The organism is Roseofilum halophilum BLCC-M91, assembly GCF_030068445.1.
Lineage (GTDB): Bacteria > Cyanobacteriota > Cyanobacteriia > Cyanobacteriales > Desertifilaceae > Roseofilum > Roseofilum halophilum.
Genome location: NZ_JAQPOK010000160.1, coordinates 21,257 through 40,438, shown reverse-complemented (window position 1 = coordinate 40,438; position 19,182 = coordinate 21,257). Strand labels below are relative to the sequence as shown.

Genomic DNA, 19,182 nt, shown 5'->3' with positions numbered 1-19,182 from the left:
TCCATGGAGAGCGACGAAGGGCCAAAGTCCACCGAGCTGACACCAGCGAGCGAAGTTTCCTTGGGCTTCTGGCCCCCAGAGGAAGAGCAGGGAGTGTCCCATGCTGTCTGCGGGAGAAGATACGGCTACGGTGAGGAAGTTCGCGCCTTCGAGGTAGGAGGAGGCGAGTCCGTGGGTGTACCAGGAGGTGACGAAGGTGGTTCCGGTGAGCCAACCGCCGATGGCGAGGTAGGCGCAGGGGAACAGGAGGAGTCCTGACCATCCGATGAAGACGAAGCGATCGCGCTTTAGCCAGTCGTCGAGGGCATCAAACCATCCTCTTTCGCTGGGGGCGCGTCCGACTGCGATTGTCATAAAGCGATGTTCTCCAAAATTTTCATAATGATTGCGATCGCGCCCTAGCTGACGTTTGAGCCAACCGCTCTAAGCAGAAAACGGTGACTTTGGCCAGTCTAGTTTACGATTCTTTACTTAATTATAAGGATTATAAGGGAAATGATCAATTTTTCCATCTTGACCTCCACTGGAGTGCCGGTAAAAATGGGAAAATCTGGAGAATCTGACATACTAAACTTAAATAAATCAAATTCTTGCTTCACCCTATGTACGTGATTGATGTTGTCTTAAGGAATAATCCCATTCCCCTGTCTGTCGAGCGCAAATCTGAAGAAGACGCTCAAGGACTCTATGCCCAGATTCTAGAAGCCATGCGCTCCTCGGAATCCCAGGTGGTTGAACTCAAGTGCGATCGCCAAACCGAAAAAACCGTTGCCCTTCTCAGCAGCGAAATCACCGCCGTCCAAAAAGCTGAGAAAACCGGAACCACAGCCGCTTCGGGTAGACCTCCTGGATTCTTCGCCGTCACCCAATAGACTTCTTGCAGAAGTCAGGCAAAAGGCAAAAGGCAATAGGCAATAGTCATACCAAGATATGATTGCTGCCTTGCCATTCATTTTCTCGCCACTTATGCAAGAGATCTAAATAAATGACTGGAGCCATTCATAACCCTCCTGGAATTCACGTTCAAAATCTCTCTTTTGCTTGGCCCTCCGGCCAATCTGTTCTCAAAGCCTGTTCCTTAGAAGTCCCCCAAGGACAATTCTGGATGCTTCTGGGAACCAATGGCAGTGGTAAATCAACCCTCCTGCGAAGTCTGGCAGGATTGCTTCATCCTCAGTCTGGTCAGATCCATCTGGAATCCCCCGTGGGATTTGTGTTTCAAAATCCAGATCATCAACTGGTGATGCCCACCGTCGGAGCCGATATTGCCTTTGGTCTCGTGGAAGAAAAACTCCCGCTCCAGGAAGTCCAACACCGGGTTGACGAAGCTCTAGAAGCGGTCAATCTGGTACATCTCAAACGACGGCCCATTTATGCTCTCAGTGGCGGCCAAAAGCAGAGAATCGCCATTGCTGGGGCGATCGCCCGCCACTGTAAAGTTCTCCTTCTCGATGAACCCAGCGCCCTCCTAGACCGGGAAGCCCAACTGGAACTGGTGATCCAAGTCAAAAACCTGGTGATCCAACGGGGAATCACCGCCCTATGGGTTACCCATCGACTCGACGAACTCGACCACTGTCATGGTGCATTTTTGCTCGATCAAGGCCAGGTAATTGACCAAGGAAACCCCCAACGGTTAAAAAATCGTTTAATGGCTACCCATTTGAACTCTTAAAATTAGGGTGAAATTTTCCCAGCTTCCGATTACAATTGCGGTACATCAAGCCCCTTAATCCTCCCATCGATCAACCTTAGAGCATCAAGTCAGGCAACATTATGAAAAACAGACGGTCAACGATTCACCCTTTAACGGCGATCGGTTTGAGCATTCTCTCGCCCTTACTCATGCAACCGACCCAGGCCCTAGAAGGAGAAGTTCCCCCAAACTCGGAATCTTCTCCCCTGCTGGTTGAACTGCCGTTCATTCAAGATGTTCCCCAAGTTCCTGCCCTAGGAGAAGCGGCCAAATATCTACCGGGCCAAACTCCAGTGCATCTGGTTTTGAGACTCGGAGAACGGCGGGTTTATGTTTATAAAGGAGATGAAGAGCTGGCCAGCTATCCCGTAGCCGTCGGTAAAGAGGGATGGGAAACCCCCACAGGAGACTTTGAAGTTTTTAATATGGAAGTCGATCCGATTTTTTTAAGCCTATGGACAGGCAACAAAATCGGCCCCGGGCCCGATAATCCCCTCGGCCCCCGATGGGTGGGCTTTTGGACAGATGGCAAAACTCAAGTTGGTTTTCATGGAACCAATAACCCGGATTCCATTGGTCATGCTGTTTCCCATGGCTGTGTCCGTATGTTTAACAAGGATGTGATTGCCCTTTACGAGAAAGTGGAAGTGGGAACCCAAGTCATTGTGGAACCGTGAATTTCAAATGAGGGAATAAAGGAGTGCGTAGCGTAGCGTGTCCGCAGGACAAACATCTTGCTCGCTGTTGTTATATCAAATCTGGTTCAACACTTGTCATATCAAGTTCGGTTAAGCGGAGAAAGATGACTCTTGCCACTGACTCACCCATAAAACAGGGGTGGCTGACTTTTGATCGGTTCTGCCCATTACCCATTACGCTTCTGCCGCGCGAAGCGCGGTAATGGTTTTTCTAGAAACCATACAAAAAGCGAGACAGTTTGTGTCTCGCTTTTTGTTCTTGAGGTTGAAGAGTCTTCCTCGCTATCCACACCAGAAAGAAATTACCAGGTTTGAGGTAATAACGGAGCCGGGGGTGGCGGTGGGGGTGGAGGATTGAGAGGGGGAAGACTCGGCGGGGGTGGCGGGGGAGGTAAGGAAGGAATATTAAAGGCTCTCGCGGGGGGTGGGGCTTCCCGATAAAGAGAAACTCGATTACAGAAAACGGGAGTTACGACTACATCAGCTCCTAAAATATTGCCGATGAATCCCCGCTCTCTGCGGTCAAGATAGACGGTACGCACTTCACCACTGGCTAATTCCAGGGTTACCATATCGCCAACGATACTGCGCACAATGCCTCGAACGGTTTGTTCTGCACCTTGAGGACTTTGAGCGAGTTTTTGGGCGGCTTCACAAACGGGACGGCCTTCGGATTGAGCTTCTTGGGCCAAAACCGTTTTTCCTGGTATTAGGAGGATGAGTGACGCACCAATGAAGGCTGCTATTTTGTTCATCCGTTTCACTCCTTCACGGTTAGTAATGGGGTAAACGCTCAGGAAAGATTCCTAGGGAACTCACTGAGGGTTTAAGCTGTCTGGATTGACAGTGATTCTGGCTGAAGTTCTGTTATTCAATGTTAAATCTCTGAAACCGTTACCCGATAAGGGATTAATGGTTTATCGATCGCTATTGAGACACGACGATGCCAGCATCATGCCACTATACTATCTTAAGATGCCCAAATCCGGAACTGAAAATTGACGATTAAGACCCATGTCCCGACCCCGAACTGCTGCTATTTTGTTTGTTGATGGTTATAACATTATTGGTGCTTGGAGCGATTTGCAAGCAACTCGCGATCGCCAAGGCCTAGAGGTTGCTCGCGAGCAACTGATCGAGATTTTGACTAACTATAGTGCTTTCCGGGGCTATGATACCCGGATTGTGTTTGATGCTCATTTGCAGCACACTCCCAGTCATCGGGAAGTGGTTACTGATCTGTTGTCTGTGTATTACACGAATTTTGGGCAAACGGCGGATTCTTATATTGAGATTGCCTGTGCTAAATTTAGTCGCTCGATTGAAAAATATCAAAAGCGCTTGATGGTGGCGACTTCCGATCGCGCTCAACAAATGACGGTGGTAGGGTATGGAGCGGAATGGATGTCAGCAAGTCGGTTGGCTCAGGAGGTGAGCAATAGTAAAACTGTCTTCCATGAGCAACGGAAAACGAAGAAAAAAGTTTCTCGTTCTTCTCTCTTCCATGGGCTGGATGCCTCGGCTCAAGAGCGATTAATGGCTTTGCGGATGGGGTTACCCTATTAGAGTGGGATCGGGTTCTTGATGGCATGGCGATCGCTCCCAAAAAAAAGTTTGGATAAAAGGCTTGACAAAACCCTAGGGTTAGGGGTACATTAAGAAACTGTGATCCTCAGTAGCTCAGTGGTAGAGCGGTCGGCTGTTAACCGATTGGTCGCTGGTTCGAATCCGGCCTGGGGAGTTAAAAAATCGGTCTGAAAGTTAGGGCATAATACCTGAGTGGCTTATCCGTTTTCTCAACTATGAAGGCAACGGGGACTCAGGAGGTATCTCCCTGGAAACAGTAATACCGAGGCTGATTACCAGAATTTGGCGATCGCTCTCCAATCGACTCTCAATTCTCCCCAATTCACCCAACTGGGTGATACGAATGGGTGATGTATTTCTTTTCAATCCTTCAGTAACCTTGGGCTTAACCATCCGACTGGAATTGATGGGTACAACCATTGTGAAAAGAAATCAACCTCAGTTTATCTCCCTCCTGCCAACCGCTACCCTGAGCTTAATGGTCGTGGTTACCCTGTCAACCGTGTTGCGGATAGGCATCACCAGGCTATCCTCTCAAAATATACCCGAATCACCTAGTGAGAGAACCTATGAACAGACTTCCTTATCAACCACCCATCAATCTCTTCGTTAAACCCTCTTTAGGGTTCTTGAGGGTGAGATGAATCCCTGTATCGCACATTAACTTTGGAGGTCACGCTCATGGGAATTTCTCAAGTTTTACGCTGGACAATGATATACCTACTGCAAACGGCCGTGACTCTAACGATTGGAGTTTTATTCGTGCAATGGATAACTCGCCTACCCTAGGGATAGACCAAAGACAGTACAATAAACCCTATATGGTTTGTCCTCAGTTTCTCCAGTATTGCCCCTCTTGATCCCTATGGTGTCGCGAATTCTTGTTGCTCTCGATCGCAGTCAAATCAGTCATACCATTTTTGAAACGGCTTTAGTCTTGGCTCAGACTTACTCTGCTCGATTAATGTTGCTGCATGTGCTATCGAGTCAATCGACCGATAGTCCTCCCGATCCTCGGATGATGAGTTTAGGGCTTGAAGCGCAGTTGAGGACAGATTGGGTGAAATCGTATCACGATCAATGGCAGAAGTTTGAGCAAGAGAGCCTAGAGTTACTGAAAACCTTTGAAGATCGGAGTCTAAAAGCCGGTGTGGAAACGGAAGTGACTCAAACCTATGGTAATCCAGGACGGACGATCTGCGATCTGGCCCAATCTTGGAATGCGGATTTAGTGGTGATGGGACGACGGGGACACTCAAATCTCACAGAATGGTTTTTAGGCAGTGTGAGTAATTATGTGATGCATCATGTTTGCTGTTCTGTGTATTTGGTACATCTGTGAGAGGGGATGGGGAGATGGGGGGATGGACAATGACCCATAACCTATAACACGATAAGTTAAGCATAGATAGAATTCTAATGAGGGAAAATTGAGGATGAAAAAAATAGTTCGAGGCTTATTAATAAGTATTTTGACTCTGTTGCTGTGGTGGATGAATCCTCAACCGGCACAAGCAACGGGGGTTTATCAAATGCCTGTGGTTAAACCGGGAGAGGCGACTTGGATCTTGGATCGAGGGGATGTGATTAGTCGCTTAAATGAGGGGAAATTGAGCGATCGGTTGAGTCAGTTGGCACAAGAGACGGGGAATGAAGTCCGCTTGGTGACGATTCGTCGTTTGGATTATGGGGAAACCATTGAGAGTTTTACGAATGATTTGTTTGAAAAGTGGTTTCCGACTCCAGAGGAGCAGAGTCATCAGGTGTTATTGGTTTTAGATGTGGTGACTAATAATTCGGCGATTCGCACGGGAGAGGGAACGAAGAGCTGGTTGTCCGATGAGATGGCGGAAAGTGTATCGAGTGAAACGATACAAGTGCCGTTGCGTAATGGCGATCGCTATAATCGGGCGTTTTTAGGCGCTGGCGATCGCTTAACCGCTATTTTATCCGGTAATCCCGATCCCGGCCCTCCCGTGGTTGAAGACACCATCCAAGCTGAAAGCACCTTTGCTTCGGCAGAAGAAACCAAAAATTCTAATGCTACCGTTTGGGTGATTGTCTTGCTGATTTTGGCTACGGTGATCCCTATGGTGACCTATTTCTGGCTCTATCAGTAGGAAAGACATGGGAAAACAAGCCCTTGGCGGCGATCGGAGTCACTTAACAGACTTACTTCAGATACTTAAGGGTGAACAGTCGTTCACCCTCTATCTCCTGAAAAAGTATTGCCTCGATTCATAATAACCCTTGCCTAAAGGAAAAGTTGCCCATCTTGACGATCCAAGGAATGCTATGCATGATCGATATATTATTTAGCCACGCTATTCAAAAGAGTATACAATTGATTTCAATCACAAGTTTATGAACAAAGTTTTATCTAAAATCAGTAGCCTCAGAAAAAGGTTGACCCCAAAAAATTGGCCGCATCGCTCTATCGTATACTATACAGGACACACAAAGTATCCATGGTCTCCTCAGAGCCTAAAAACTGGATTAGGAGGCGCTAACGCACGCATTATATATCTATCTCGTGAATGGGTTAAACTGGGGTATTCTGTTACAGTCTACAATAATTGTGGTTCTCAAGAAGGTGTTTATGATGGAGTCCAGTATCTTCACTACTCTAAGTTTAATCCTTATGATAGTTTTGATACCTTAATTATGTGGCAATTTGCTTGGAGAATTAAGTTTCCCGTTCAAGCAAACCGAGTATGGCTAGATTTAGGAAAGGGTGTTTTATTACCTGAAGAAGCTCAATATGAAAAACTAAAGAATTATGACCTTATTTTTTGTAAAACAAGTTTTCATCGCTCTACCCTGACAGAAATTCCAGATCATAAAGTCGTAGTCATTCCCAATGGAGTCGATCCATCTTTTCTACATCTAGCCAAAAATCCTAAAGAGCCTTATAAACTGATTTATGCTTCTAATTACATTAGAGGCTTAGATAAGATGCTAGAATTTGGTTGGCCAATAATTCAAAAAGAAATACCAGAAGCTACCCTGCATATCTATTATGGTTGGCCTAGAGAAGCAAAACCAGAATGGAAAGACAAAATGTTGCAATTAATGCAATTACCTGGAGTCATTAATCAAGGAAAACTAGGACGATTAGAACTCATGCAAGCTAAATCAACTTCAATAATCAACTATTATGGGTGTACCTTTCAAGAAACAGATTGCAATACAGTTCGTGAATCAGCTTTTGTAGGCTGCATACCAGTGACCACAGATTATGCTGGTCTTAAAGATAAAGATTATTGTTTGAAAATCCCCGGAAATCCTTATCTTAAAGAAACACAAGAGGCTCTTGCATGGAAAATTGTAGAGTTACTCAAAGAACCAGAGCAGTTAGCATCTCTCAGGCAAGACTTTATGCAACTAGCCCAAAAAGAAACTTGGGATAAAGTTTCCCAGTTGTGGATTGATGAAATTGGATAGGTGTAGACATTATGAAACTCCCAAACTTTTTGTTGATTGGCGCAGCTAAATCAGGAACTTCATCTCTGTATTATTATCTGAAGCAGCATCCGGAAATCTATATGCCAGCTTCTAGAGATCAAAAGGAGCCAGATTTTTTTACTTTAGAAGGAGAAGATATTAATCGGATAGGCCCTTATGGCCCTCATGTAATGACCAATGCCATCACTGATTTACAAAGTTATAGTGAATTGTTTGCAGGAGTCACAAACGAGAAAGCCATAGGCGAAGCATCCACCTCATACATTTATAGTGAAAAGGCCCCTCAGAGGATTCATAATCACATTCCTGATGCAAAACTCATCGCCATTCTTCGGCATCCAGCAGAACGAGCTTTTTCACACTTTCTATTTTCCTTAAGTAATGGTCGAGAACCGATTCCAGATTTTGCCAAAACCCTTAAGGCAGAAGACGATCGAGTCGCTAAAGATTGGAGTTTTCAATGGCATCATAAACGCCGGGGATTTTACTATGTTCAGTTAAAGCGATACTTCGATCTTTTCGATGCAAACCAAATTCGAGTGTATCTGTATGAAGATTTGATTAAAGATACCACTGGACTGATGAAAGATATTTTCCAATTCTTAGAAGTCGATGATAGTTTTGTTCCCAATGTGAGCAAGAAACATAACCCGACTCGTGTCCCCAAGAATCAGACAGTCAATACCCTGCTAAACCGACCTAATCCTATTAAAGCTGTAGTTAAAACGATACTACCTATGGGTCTTCGGAAAACGATTGCAGATCGACTCAAAGAGAAAAATTTAGGGAAACCAAAATTATCCAACAAGTTGCGGAAGCAACTGATTGTAGAATATCGGGAAGATATTTTAAATCTACAAGATCTCATTGGGCGTGATTTATCGAGTTGGCTTAACTAAGAATAAATAAGAAGATGCTATTTAACTCTCATGTATTTATATTCTTATTCTTGCCACTTACGTTAATTGGATTTTTTGGTCTGGCCAAATTACGTCTGACGTTAGCTGCAATCATTTGGCTCGTAGTAACATCATTCTTCTTCTATGGATATTGGAATATCGCCTATTTACCTCTTCTCCTGATTTCAATTTTTACAAATTTTTTGATTGGGAGGGGATTGTCTGCAAGCGAACAGGGAAGTCAAAAATCCAAGTTTCTACTGCTGACTGGAATCAGTATAAACTTAGGGTTTATAGGGTATTATAAGTACGCTGGATTTTTAACTCAATCAGTTAACAACTTATTCTCTACAAGTTTTTCAGTACCCAATATTGTTTTACCCTTAGCAATTTCTTTTTATACGTTTACCCAAATTGCCTATTTAGTCGATGCCTATCGCGGTGAAACGAAAAAATATGGAATTCTTGAATATAGTTTATTTGTATCTTTTTTCCCACAATTAATTGCTGGGCCCATACTGCGTCATGATGAATTAATACCGCAATTTTGGCAAAAACGTAAATTTGTTTTTTGCGATAAAAATTTTGCTAAGGGGTTAGTGTTATTCACCCTTGGATTAGGTAAGAAAATGCTAATTGCAGACCGCCTTTCTCCTTGGGTAGCAGAAGTATTCAATCATGCTAGTCAAGTTAGTTTTATTGAAGCCTGGGTGGGGGCATTATGTTATACCTTACAACTCTATTTTGACTTTTCTGGCTACTCAGATATGGCGATCGGTTTGGGATGGATATTTAATATTGAATTACCGATTAATTTTAATTCTCCCTACAAAGCAATTTCTATTTCTGATTTTTGGCGCAGGTGGCATATTACTTTATCAAACTTTCTCCGTGATTATTTGTATATTCCGCTGGGAGGAAACCGCAAGGGAGAAGTACGACGAAACTTGAATTTAATGATTACGATGTTCTTAGGAGGACTTTGGCATGGTGCAGGTTGGACGTTTGTTGTCTGGGGAGGGCTTCATGGCCTCTATTTGGTCATAGATCGCCAGTGGCAACGATTGGGTATGAAATTACCTTTATTCCTTGCGTGGTTAATTACGTTTATTGCAGTGGTTATGGGTTGGATATTATTCCGATCTAGCAGTTTTGAAGAAGCAGCATTGATGATTCAAGCTGCGAGTGGTATGAAAGGGATTATCTTACCAGGTAACTTTGAACTCTTTCTCTCTTGGTTAACTCCACTAGGAATACAATTTAAGGGGCAAGAAACGCTCTCTGCCTTACCCTACCTTCCCGGTACTGATGCCACCAGCCTAGGAATAAATTTATCCATCATCCTGGCATTCCTTGCTGGAGCAATATGGCTACCTAACACTCAAGAAATAATGGAAAATTTTCAACCCAGATGGTGGTGGGCTGTTGGAGCAGGTAGTATGATTTTAGTCTGCTTGCTTTCATTAAACCAAGTCAGCGAATTTCTTTATTTTCAATTTTGAGGTTTAGATGAAACCCTATCGGAGCTTTATTTATATATTCTTGGCCGTTGCTGGTTGCGGTTCTTCACTGGTTATCGGGTTTAATGCTTTGATTGATCCTTTTGGTGTCACCAATAGCCCCAGGATTCATGGGATAAATCAGTCTAAACCTGAAACCATAAATAACACTAGACTTTATAAGGCAATTGATTTAACTCGCCAGGATGCTAAAACTATTTTTTTGGGTGCATCTCGGTTAGAGGAAGCCTTAAATCCAGACTCTCCAGCATTAGCAGAGTATCAACCCGTTTACAATTTAGCGATGCAAGGAGGAACCTTTTATGAACAAAGACGTTATTTAGAACATGCGATCGCGACTCAGAACAATCTGGAAGTGGTTATCTTTGGGATAGACTTATGGCTGCTGGCTCTTCCAGAATCTACCCAACTTGGATTTGATGAAAACCGAATTGGAAAACATCATCTGCGTCTATTAGAATTTTTACAAACCCATCTCTCTTGGAATACTTTCAATAAAAGCTTAGAAACTCTGGGAAAAAACAGGCAAAAACCAGATACTATCTATTATCATCCTAATGGTCTTAGAGATGTTGGCTATATTGATATAAAATTCACTCATTGGCTTCCATTTATTGTGAATAAGAAAAAAAATGACATCGTACCAGAGACTCTAGAAAATATCAGAATTATTAGAGATCTTTGTCAAGAACATGGTTTAAATTTAAGGGTATTTATAACTCCCCCTCACGCAATTCAATTTGAAGGAGCTACTATAGCCGCTGGTGAGTCCAAGATAGAAGACAGAAAAAGGGAAATTGTAAAGATCATGCCGGTTTGGGATTTCTCAGGCTATAATAGCGTTACCACAGAACCCTTAAGTAGTGAGATGACTCAATATCGAGATAGCTCTCACTTTACTATCCCGGTTGGAGATTTAATACTCAATCGGATTTTGCAACATAATGAAGATACTGTACCGAATGACTTTGGTGTATTAATCAATTCTAATAATATTGAAGAGCATTTAGGTCTAATTCGTGGCGATCGGGAAGTATGGAGGAAAAATAATCCCGATGCTATTGAACTTATTCAGACCTTCAAGCGTTAAAAGGATTATTTTAAAATCGGGGATCTTTTTGACTGGTTTACTGTTTAGAGATCGCCTAAACGAGAAATCACCTCTGCAACGTTGACGGTAAAGTTAGAATGAATTTCATCCTCCTGCCCACACCAGTATCTGTAAGTATGACCAAGGGATTTCGCTAGGTAATAATAATGTGGGACACAGAACTGTGTTGGAAATAGTTCTAGAATTTTAACTCGATCGGAAAAAATCATATTAGAGAGTCCTGCTCCATGAGCGCCTACTATAAAATCAGCATCATAAAAAAGCTCAATTTGCTCTGGGATAGATAGCTCTTCAAGAACATGCTTTTTAAATCCATATTTTTTCAAAGACTGAAAGAGTTCTTCTTCATTGAGAAGATAACGGCCTTTGCCAATTTTGTCCTGTTCATAACGTCCGATTCCTTTAGTCTTTTCTAAAATTTTCTTTAAGTCAGTTGATCGCGATATAAAAATACGATTATTCTTATCTCTAGAACGTTGTGGTAATATTTTATCTCCAAAATACTCTAGATATTCTAATGGTAAGTAACCACAAAATCTGCGATTTAAAAAAGTACAAAAAATAAGCTTTTCTAGCGAATATATGTAATTTTCTTCAACAACTTTGATGGTAACATTGTCTTGCAACATTTGGTCAAGATAATATTCTTCAATTTTTGTTGACTTGCTAGACAATAAAAGTTGAATTTCTGGAATTTCCCTATAGTCTTTATGATTGAGTAAATAAAGTCTGGATACATTTTCAATCAATGTATGATAGTAACTATTGTCTGTAGAGCGAAATATACTATATACACCTTTTAGTGTCTTGATTTTCTTGCGATATAATTCAGAAACACTAAATCTCTTGGCACTCTTCCCTGTGTTTACTGAGTCTAAAATTACTTGCCTAGATTGGTTCAGAATGACATTATAAGTAGGAGAGTATAATACATTATCTAGTGTGGTTGAGTAAATATCTGGTAAAGAATATGTCGGCTTTTTCAGAGACTCAGCTCTAGGAAAAAACAACATTTGCTCAACTTCTGGTGTAGGGAATTTTCCTGGAGAAATAGGTCTAATTTTTGTACAGTTAGGAAATGCATTATCTATAGTAGTTAATTTAACCAATAAAGAATGTAAATATCTATCACTTAGGGTTCCTAGTAATCCGTTAAGTTTGAAGTGAGATTTAATTCCCTGAATAAGGTTCATAATTTAATTGCCTTCTCATCCTGTTTTCTCAATTCCACTCATAAGGTTGATTGACTTCTCCAGCAATGCGATTAAATATTTCTAAATTTTCTGGGGATAACTCTTTCTTCCAGCGTAAATCTAATTTAATCGATAAGTCTCGTTTCTCGTAATATTCTCCATGAACTTTACGTACTTTATCTAGCATTTCTTTGCCTTGGTAGCGTCTAATTAAAGAGTAAGTTCCATCATTGCCAGAAATGTCGTGATGCTCGTACTTCCAGTATTCTAGCATATCCTCTATAAATTCTATGCCAATCCATTGGCAAATGGCTTGAATGGTTTGGTGGGGTTGACTCGCTAACTCTTCATAGGCAACTTCTATTCTTCTATCTTCTCTAAATGAATGAAAATAAGCCTGCCTTCCCTTAGTCTTTTGTACCCACCGCTCAGTAAAGTCTACAACATTCATTTCATCAAATCTGCGTAGAAAAGAATTGAGGACTGCTCTTCCATCTCTAACTAGGTGTAATAAATAGGCTTCAACTGCCCCAGTTCTAAATTCTCTAGCCTTAAGCTTCTTCTCCACAAAGGGATAAAATTTAGTGGCATCAATTATAACTTCTCTATCAAGTTTTAAGCATTATAAATACTGAATATAACACTCAAAGGCTATTTTGTCAAGTATTTGATTAAGTTTACTGAATTACCTTAATGATTTGATAATTGATATACTTCTATATGATCTCAAAATGTCTGGAATTAAATTTTATGATACAAAAACAACCTAAAATATACTTTTATATTCCTCGGAGTGACTGGCCACAAGTCATTCCTGATAGAGCAGAAGACCTGCGTCCATCGGATGTTTTAGGAAGCTGGATTTTACAAACTTATTTGCGCTTACAAGAAAGTGGATTTTCTTGCCAGTTGATTCCAGAAATGCCAGAGGAGGGGATTGTTGTTGCTTATCGATACTCTTTGCCTTATGAAGCGAAACCTCCTGCCAATCTGCTTTGGGTTTGCGTGAAGGGAGATCAAAATCCCCATCCTTATGCACCAATCCATATAGTACAAAATGCTTGTGAAGTCGATTCACCATCTTTACAGATTCAATCGATTGATGAAGATAGGTACTTGTTGCCAAGTGATCGATTTTACTTACCTCATTGGCCTCAAGCTGGGGTTATTCCGAGAAGTCCAGAAAGAGGCGATCGCTTTGAGAATGTCGCTTACTTTGGTATTACTTATAATTTAGCACCGGAACTTTCTCAACCCGAATGGAAGGAACAGCTCAAGCAAATGGGGTTAAACTGGAGACGGGAGAAAGAGCGCGATCGCTGGAATAACTATAGTGAAGTAGATGCTATTCTTGCTGTGCGCTCATTTAACGATAGCACAGATTATCCATGGAAACCCGCTTCCAAACTCTTTAACGCTTGGAATGCAGGAGTTCCAGCTATTTTAGGACGTGAGTCTGCTTTTCGGGGAGAGAGAAAAAGTGAGCTTGACTATATCGAAGTCAATAGCTATGAAGAAACTGTTAATGCGCTTAAACGTCTACGAGATGATACGCAATTTCGCCAAGCGATGATTAACAACTGTAAACAACGGGCCCAGGAAATAGCTCCAGAGAATATAACTAAGCGATGGAAAGACTTTTTACTTAATACTTGCGTTCCTGCTTATGAAGAATGGCGCAGTTTGTCAGATTGGCAACGGCAAAAATTTTTCATGGGTCGTTATCTAGCCCTCAAATGGAATAGTTTACAACGACGAGTTCTATCTTTGAAGAGATTAAAAAATCACGGATTATAAAAAACTGATTTTCTCGATCTTTGTTTTTAGACTACTTGTAAACCCGACAAGCCTTGCCAAAGTCAGAATCCATCAGTCATAATGGAGACAAACCTGTTTTTCCATAATTTCTGTATTTACCTACAGATAATAAGCTTATGACTGATGGAATATATACCCTTGCTAATGATGTCGTCTACGATCAAGTGGTGGCTCTGTTAAACAGTATTGAAGTTAATCTCAGTCCAGAGTTTCCCGTTTGGATTATCCCTTATGATAACCGCTTAAACCAAATTCAGGATTTAGTCAAAAGTCGAAACAATGTAGAGCTTCTCTGTGATGAAGAGATTCTTTCTCGATGGGAAGACTTTGCTTACGAAATTTGGAAGGGACATCCTTCTGCTTTACAAAATTGGAACTCAAGAGGAATTCAAGGTGTTAATCGTTTGGGAATGCATCGGAGGTTTTGTGCTTTTGATGAAAATAGTCCTTTAGAAAAATTTATTTATTGTGATGGCGATGTACTGGTTTTAAATCAGTTAGATTTTATTTTCGATCGCATCAACGATCGAGATTTTGTGGTCTATGATTTCCAATATAAAGATCTCAGTCATGTTTATAATATCAACTCTGAGAAGGTTGGGAAAATTTTTCCACAAGAGCGTTTAAGTTCGGAGATTTTTTGTGCTGGATTTTATGGCTCTAAACGAGGATTGTTTCCTAAAGAAACGCGAGAGTGGTTACTCCAGCAATTGGAATCAGGTGAAGCAGAAATTTTATACCCCAATGGGCCGGATCAGTCTATCCTGAACTATATGACTATGCGCTCTAATCATCCAGCGTATAACTTTTCCTTACAACTCCCCAAAGAGCAAACCACGGGATGTTCCGTAACTTCTCCTCACTTTGAGCAACGGGATCATTTGCTCTATGATAAAGGGGTACAGCTCACTTACCTGCACTATATTGGCATATCTTCTAAGGTGTTTACTCGACTCTGTGCTGGAGAAAACTTAGACTTTCCCTATCGAGATATTTTCTTGCACTATCGTTATCTCCATGAGCCAGAGAAACGACCTCAATTTGTTGGTAAACCTAAACCCTATAACCCACCTCCCACATTTATGGATAAAGTGTTTCGCAAATTAGGGATGAAGACCTCTAGGAAGTAATCATGAATCGTGGAATTTACATTACAGCAAACGATAAATTTACCGAGCAGGCGATCGCCCTCCTCAATAGTATCCGATATTACGACCAAGATACCCCCGTCGTCCTGATTCCCTATGACGACAACTATCAGAATATTGCCCAAAGACTCAAAAACGACTATGGAGTATCTCTATACGGAGATCTAGACTTCATTAAGCGGCTCTCTCAAAAGCTCTATGATATCTTTGGTGAAGGCTTTTTCGCCCGTCCCAACCAATTCCGCAAACAAGCCTGTTGGTTTGGAGACTTCGATCAATTTCTCTATATTGATACTGATATCGTCGTTTTTGAAAAGATTATCGACAACCTCAATTATCTTGACAAATACGACTTTCTGTGTTGTGACTATCAACATGCTGGTGGCATTACCAACGTATTTACCAACAAAGTGATTGAAGACGGTGTATTTACGCCAACCGATCTCCAAGACATCTTTAACTGTGGATTTTGGGCCTCTAAAAAGAACTTCTTGAGCGAAACCGATCTCTATGAAGCCTTTACCGAATGCGCCCAACATCCTGAATACTTCGACTTTAGTCAAAAAACCTCCGATCAGCCCATCATTAACTATACGATCCTAAAGCGAATTAACCGGCGCTTTAATGTCGTTCGCAGACCCGGAAAAGCACCAGGAAGTTGGGCAGGCAGTCCCCATTTCCAGCAACAGGGAAATACCTTAATTGACCCCAAAACGAACCAACCCCTACAATATCTTCACTGGGCAGGGATGCGGATTGAACCCGGTTGTCCCTATTGGAATATTTGGAGATATTACCGCTATCTTGGCGATCCCAATCCTCCGGCCGATCCTCCAGCGCCCAAACCAGAACCCCAATGGAAACAAAAGCTGAGAAAGATTAAGAAAACCATCATCGGTTAATTCATCTTTTATAATTGTCCAGAAATGAGAGCTAAAAACTATCTTCATAATGACTAAAGTAATTGTAACCGGTGTGGCGGGTTTTATCGGTTCCACCTTAGCGGAAACCTTACTCAATGAAGGTCAAGAAGTGATTGGGATCGATCAATTTAATGACTATTATGACCCAACGCTGAAACGCCGGAATGTCAGCAGTTTTGAAAATCATCCGCAGTTCACGCTGGTAGAAGGGGATATTCAAACCTTAGACTGGAATTCCCTGCTTACCGATGTAGAAGTGGTTTATCACCAAGCAGCGCAAGCGGGGGTGCGTGCGAGTTGGGGGGAAGGGTTTCGCTCCTATACGGAACGGAATATTAACGCCACTCAAATTATGCTGGAAGCAGCAAAAACTGTGAAGACCTTGAAGCGGTTTGTCTATGCTTCTACCTCTTCCGTGTATGGCAATGCGGAAACCTTTCCGACTTCGGAACTGATTCCTCCCCAACCGGTTTCTCCCTATGGGATTACGAAGTTAGCGGCGGAACGGTTATGTGTGTTATATCACCAAAATTTCCAGGTTCCGTTTACGGCACTCCGGTATTTTACGGTGTATGGCCCCCGTCAACGTCCGGATATGGCGTTTCACAAATTTTACAAGGCTGTTTTGGAAGATCGGGCGATCGATGTCTACGGAGATGGTCAACAAACGAGGGATTTCACGTTTATTAAGGATGCTGTGGCGGCGAATATGGCGGCGGCAACGGCGACTGATGGGGTGGGGGAAATTTTTAATATTGGTGGTGGCAGTCGGGTGGTACTGACGGATGTGTTGGATACGATGGAAAAAATTGTGGGTCAACCTATCCGTAGAAACCACATTGATCGCGCCATGGGAGATGCTCGCCATACGAGTGCCGATGTTTCTAAAGCCAATAAACTGATCGGATATCAGCCTCAAGTTTCCCTAGAGGAGGGGTTAACTCAGGAATGGAAATGGGTTCAGGAACTCTATCGTTGAAAGGCAAAAGGCAAAAGGTAAGAGGGAATGGGGAATGGGAAAAAGCTAGTTTCGCCCTTTTCTCCCACTGTTTTCTTTTACCTTGAGCGAGCGTTTGCTAAAGTTTCTTCATATTTTTTGCCCATCTGTTCCCAAGTGAACCGATCTTCAATGAGTTTGCGACCATTTTGAGAGAGTTTGGCTCTGAGTTCGGGGTTCTCAAATAATCGGGAAATGGTTTCAATGTACTCTTCTACCGTATTGGCTCGCAAGGCAGTGCTATCAGCATCGAGTCCTTCTAAACCGCGATCGCTCCCCACAACCGGTACACCGGCTGCCATGGCTTCTAGGGTCTTGTTTTTAATGCCAAAACCGGTTTGTAAGGAGACGACACAGATGGTGGTTTGATGGAGCGCTTCCACCATGGAGGGGACTCTTCCAGTGACTTCTACACCGGGTTGGTTGGCTAAGGCTTTAATTTGAGGAGTCGGACGATTGCCAATAATGCGATATTTGACTTCAGGATAGCGCTGGCGCAGTTGGGGTAAGACTTTCTTGGCAAAGAAAATGGCTGCATCCATGTTGTGGGTTAAGTCCATTGATCCCACAAAGGCTAAGGTATAACCGCCAGGATCGTGGGTTCGATAGGGAAATAACTCTAGATCTACGCCATTGGGAATGACTTCAATTTTAGAAGCCGGGGCAAAAATTTGCAGTTGTTTTTGGTCATCTACTGTAGTGACAACCAGTTTGTCTGTAATTTGGGAATATTGTTTTTCGTAGCGGTAGAGAACGGGTAAATACAGGCGATCGCGCCAGGGGTTTTCGGACGCTCCGGTATCAATGGCATTTTTGGTTCCCCAATACATGGAACTATGGACATTCACCACCATCCCCACCCGATTTTTTAGCTCTGGACGTAAATAAACGGCGTTGGCACTATGTTCGCAGGTAATGGCATCGTATTTACCCTGCTCCACTCCTTCAAGAACCAGGGTTTGAATATCCTTGAGGTAACGGTGAATCACATTTTGGGGTTTTCCTTCCCAGAACGAGGAGAATAGGCGCTTTCCTTTGGCGATCGCCCCTTTGCGCTCATCGGCGAGAATGGGAAAAATCTTCAGATCGCTGACATGATCCTGCAAACCGGTAATATCTTCATCAGTGACATCGGGCGATCGCTGGGCAACTACGGTTACTTGATGGTCTTTTTGTAAATATTTAAGCAGATTAAACGTCCTCACTTCTGTTCCTGACCGACTAGGGGGGTAAGGAAAAGTGGAGGAAAGCATAAGAATTTTCATATAATTATGTGGAAGACTCTACTGATACGTTTTACCATAACCTAGGAGAAATTCAGCCATGAAGCAGATCGCTCTTCCCCCAGAATCCCCCGCAAGTTGGCAAGAAGTATTTTACTATGACCAGATGGAAATTTATGGCGATCGCCGGATTCTGGGTCATACCTATGCTTACCAGAATCGCCGTCAGGTGGTGATTGATTTGGTGCAAAAAGTGGCCCAACCGGGAGCTAAGGTGTTAGATGTGGCAGCTTCTCAAGGCAATTATAGTTTGTGGCTGGCGGAATTGGGCTACCAAGTGACTTGGAATGACTTGCGATCGGAATTAGTAGATTACGTGAAAATGAAGTATGAAAAGGGCAATATTGAGTATGCCCCTGGTAATTTATTTGATTTAGGGTTTGATTCTTGCTTTGATGTGGTCTTGATTACGGAAATTATTGAGCATGTAGCCCATCCCGATCGATTTCTGCAAAAAATTTCCCAATTGGTGAAGCCAGGAGGGTATATTGTGATGACCACGCCCAATGGGGAATATATTCGCCATAATTTACCCAAGTTTTCCGATTGTCCCGATCCATCTTTGTACGAAGAACAACAATTTAGCCCCAATTCGGATGGTCATATTTTTCTGATGCACACCGATGAAATTTCGCCCCTGGTGAAGCAAGCGGGATTAGAAATCGAAGAAATTCGCTTGTTTACCAATTCCTTAACCAATGGCCATATTAAACTCGAATATCTCTTGAAAATTTTGCCCAAGGGGGTAGTGGATGGCATCGAAAAATTTACCGGTTCTTTGCCCTTTTCCCTGCAACGTAAACTGCATAAAGGGATGGCGGTTTTGATTCGCCGATAAAACTCC

20 protein-coding genes, 1 tRNA gene and 1 pseudogene are annotated in these 19,182 nt (G+C 42.5%); 17 read left to right on the top strand and 5 right to left on the bottom strand.

The genetic code is table 11. The features are described from left to right. Window positions 1–354 (bottom strand): annotated as a pseudogene (locus tag PJF56_RS20730) (photosystem II D2 protein (photosystem q(a) protein)); the annotation flags it as partial. A 248-nt stretch (window positions 355–602) separates the two neighbouring features. On the opposite strand from PJF56_RS20730, the gene PJF56_RS20725 reads away from it, so the two are divergent. The 3 genes from PJF56_RS20725 to PJF56_RS20715 all read left to right on the top strand — a co-directional run bounded on the left by PJF56_RS20725 (window position 603) and on the right by PJF56_RS20715 (window position 2,373). After that, window positions 603–872: a UPF0367 protein family gene (locus PJF56_RS20725; RefSeq protein WP_283764620.1), complete on the top strand. Its 270-nt coding sequence runs from the start codon at window positions 603–605 to the stop codon at window positions 870–872. Between the two features lie 113 nt (window positions 873–985). Then, on the top strand, window positions 986–1,675 hold the full coding sequence (locus PJF56_RS20720) for an energy-coupling factor ABC transporter ATP-binding protein (RefSeq protein WP_283764619.1): 690 nt from the start codon (window positions 986–988) through the stop codon (window positions 1,673–1,675). A 101-nt stretch (window positions 1,676–1,776) separates the two neighbouring features. After that, complete coding sequence (locus PJF56_RS20715; protein ID WP_283764618.1) at window positions 1,777–2,373, top strand: L,D-transpeptidase; 597 nt, start codon at window positions 1,777–1,779, stop codon at window positions 2,371–2,373. 323 nt (window positions 2,374–2,696) lie between these two features. On the opposite strand, the gene PJF56_RS20710 is transcribed toward PJF56_RS20715, so the two are convergent. Beyond that, window positions 2,697–3,149: a hypothetical protein gene (locus tag PJF56_RS20710; RefSeq protein ID WP_283764617.1), complete on the bottom strand. Its 453-nt coding sequence runs from the start codon at window positions 3,147–3,149 to the stop codon at window positions 2,697–2,699. A gap of 259 nt (window positions 3,150–3,408) precedes the next feature. Between PJF56_RS20710 and PJF56_RS20705 the strand changes: the two genes are divergently transcribed. The 9 genes from PJF56_RS20705 to PJF56_RS20665 all read left to right on the top strand — a co-directional run bounded on the left by PJF56_RS20705 (window position 3,409) and on the right by PJF56_RS20665 (window position 10,955). Beyond that, window positions 3,409–3,960, top strand: a complete 552-nt coding sequence (locus PJF56_RS20705; RefSeq protein WP_283764616.1) for an NYN domain-containing protein — start codon at window positions 3,409–3,411, stop codon at window positions 3,958–3,960. Between the two features lie 103 nt (window positions 3,961–4,063). Next, window positions 4,064–4,135: transfer RNA gene (locus tag PJF56_RS20700), tRNA-Asn, on the top strand. A gap of 189 nt (window positions 4,136–4,324) precedes the next feature. Beyond that, the gene (locus PJF56_RS20695) at window positions 4,325–4,594 is read left to right on the top strand and encodes a hypothetical protein (protein ID WP_283764615.1); all 270 of its coding nucleotides are present in this window, start codon (window positions 4,325–4,327) and stop codon (window positions 4,592–4,594) included. Between the two features lie 252 nt (window positions 4,595–4,846). Then, window positions 4,847–5,323, top strand: coding sequence for a universal stress protein (locus PJF56_RS20690; protein WP_283764614.1), 477 nt, complete (start codon window positions 4,847–4,849; stop codon window positions 5,321–5,323). Between the two features lie 94 nt (window positions 5,324–5,417). Continuing rightward, on the top strand, window positions 5,418–6,101 hold the full coding sequence (gene psb32, locus PJF56_RS20685; RefSeq protein ID WP_283764613.1) for a photosystem II repair protein Psb32: 684 nt from the start codon (window positions 5,418–5,420) through the stop codon (window positions 6,099–6,101). Window positions 6,102–6,345: 244 nt separating this feature from the next. Further along, window positions 6,346–7,425: a glycosyltransferase family protein gene (locus PJF56_RS20680; RefSeq protein WP_283764612.1), complete on the top strand. Its 1,080-nt coding sequence runs from the start codon at window positions 6,346–6,348 to the stop codon at window positions 7,423–7,425. A gap of 11 nt (window positions 7,426–7,436) precedes the next feature. Further along, window positions 7,437–8,345, top strand: a complete 909-nt coding sequence (locus tag PJF56_RS20675) for a sulfotransferase family protein (protein ID WP_283764611.1) — start codon at window positions 7,437–7,439, stop codon at window positions 8,343–8,345. 14 nt (window positions 8,346–8,359) lie between these two features. Then, window positions 8,360–9,847, top strand: coding sequence for an MBOAT family O-acyltransferase (locus PJF56_RS20670; protein WP_283764610.1), 1,488 nt, complete (start codon window positions 8,360–8,362; stop codon window positions 9,845–9,847). A gap of 7 nt (window positions 9,848–9,854) precedes the next feature. Next, window positions 9,855–10,955, top strand: a complete 1,101-nt coding sequence (locus tag PJF56_RS20665) for a hypothetical protein (protein ID WP_283764609.1) — start codon at window positions 9,855–9,857, stop codon at window positions 10,953–10,955. A 44-nt stretch (window positions 10,956–10,999) separates the two neighbouring features. Here PJF56_RS20665 and PJF56_RS20660 read toward each other — a convergent pair whose 3' ends face one another. Together PJF56_RS20660 and PJF56_RS20655 are read right to left on the bottom strand one after the other, a co-directional pair. Beyond that, window positions 11,000–12,169 carry a glycosyltransferase family 61 protein gene (locus PJF56_RS20660; protein WP_283764608.1) on the bottom strand — a complete coding sequence of 390 codons (1,170 nt, stop codon included), beginning with the start codon at window positions 12,167–12,169 and terminating at the stop codon, window positions 11,000–11,002. Window positions 12,170–12,197: 28 nt separating this feature from the next. Continuing rightward, window positions 12,198–12,737 (bottom strand): sulfotransferase, encoded by a 540-nt coding sequence (locus PJF56_RS20655; protein ID WP_283764607.1) that lies wholly within the window; start codon window positions 12,735–12,737, stop codon window positions 12,198–12,200. A 182-nt stretch (window positions 12,738–12,919) separates the two neighbouring features. On the opposite strand from PJF56_RS20655, the gene PJF56_RS20650 reads away from it, so the two are divergent. From PJF56_RS20650 to PJF56_RS20635, 4 genes are all read left to right on the top strand, one after another. Next, a complete protein-coding gene (locus PJF56_RS20650) occupies window positions 12,920–13,966 on the top strand; it encodes a glycosyltransferase (RefSeq protein ID WP_283764606.1) in 1,047 nt (348 codons plus the stop codon). 137 nt (window positions 13,967–14,103) lie between these two features. Then, window positions 14,104–15,117, top strand: a complete 1,014-nt coding sequence (locus tag PJF56_RS20645) for an Npun_R2821/Npun_R2822 family protein (RefSeq protein ID WP_283764605.1) — start codon at window positions 14,104–14,106, stop codon at window positions 15,115–15,117. 2 nt (window positions 15,118–15,119) lie between these two features. Beyond that, the gene (locus tag PJF56_RS20640; RefSeq protein ID WP_283764604.1) at window positions 15,120–16,037 is read left to right on the top strand and encodes an Npun_R2821/Npun_R2822 family protein; all 918 of its coding nucleotides are present in this window, start codon (window positions 15,120–15,122) and stop codon (window positions 16,035–16,037) included. A gap of 49 nt (window positions 16,038–16,086) precedes the next feature. Further along, entirely contained in the window at window positions 16,087–17,037 is a 951-nt protein-coding gene (locus tag PJF56_RS20635) for an NAD-dependent epimerase/dehydratase family protein (RefSeq protein WP_283764603.1), read from the top strand. 77 nt (window positions 17,038–17,114) lie between these two features. On the opposite strand, the gene PJF56_RS20630 is transcribed toward PJF56_RS20635, so the two are convergent. Further along, the gene (locus PJF56_RS20630; protein ID WP_347179600.1) at window positions 17,115–18,320 is read right to left on the bottom strand and encodes a glycosyltransferase family 4 protein; all 1,206 of its coding nucleotides are present in this window, start codon (window positions 18,318–18,320) and stop codon (window positions 17,115–17,117) included. A 58-nt stretch (window positions 18,321–18,378) separates the two neighbouring features. Here PJF56_RS20630 and PJF56_RS20625 point away from each other — a divergent pair, with 58 nt between their 5' ends. After that, on the top strand, window positions 18,379–19,176 hold the full coding sequence (locus tag PJF56_RS20625) for a class I SAM-dependent methyltransferase (protein WP_283764601.1): 798 nt from the start codon (window positions 18,379–18,381) through the stop codon (window positions 19,174–19,176). Window positions 19,177–19,182 lie beyond the last annotated feature (6 nt).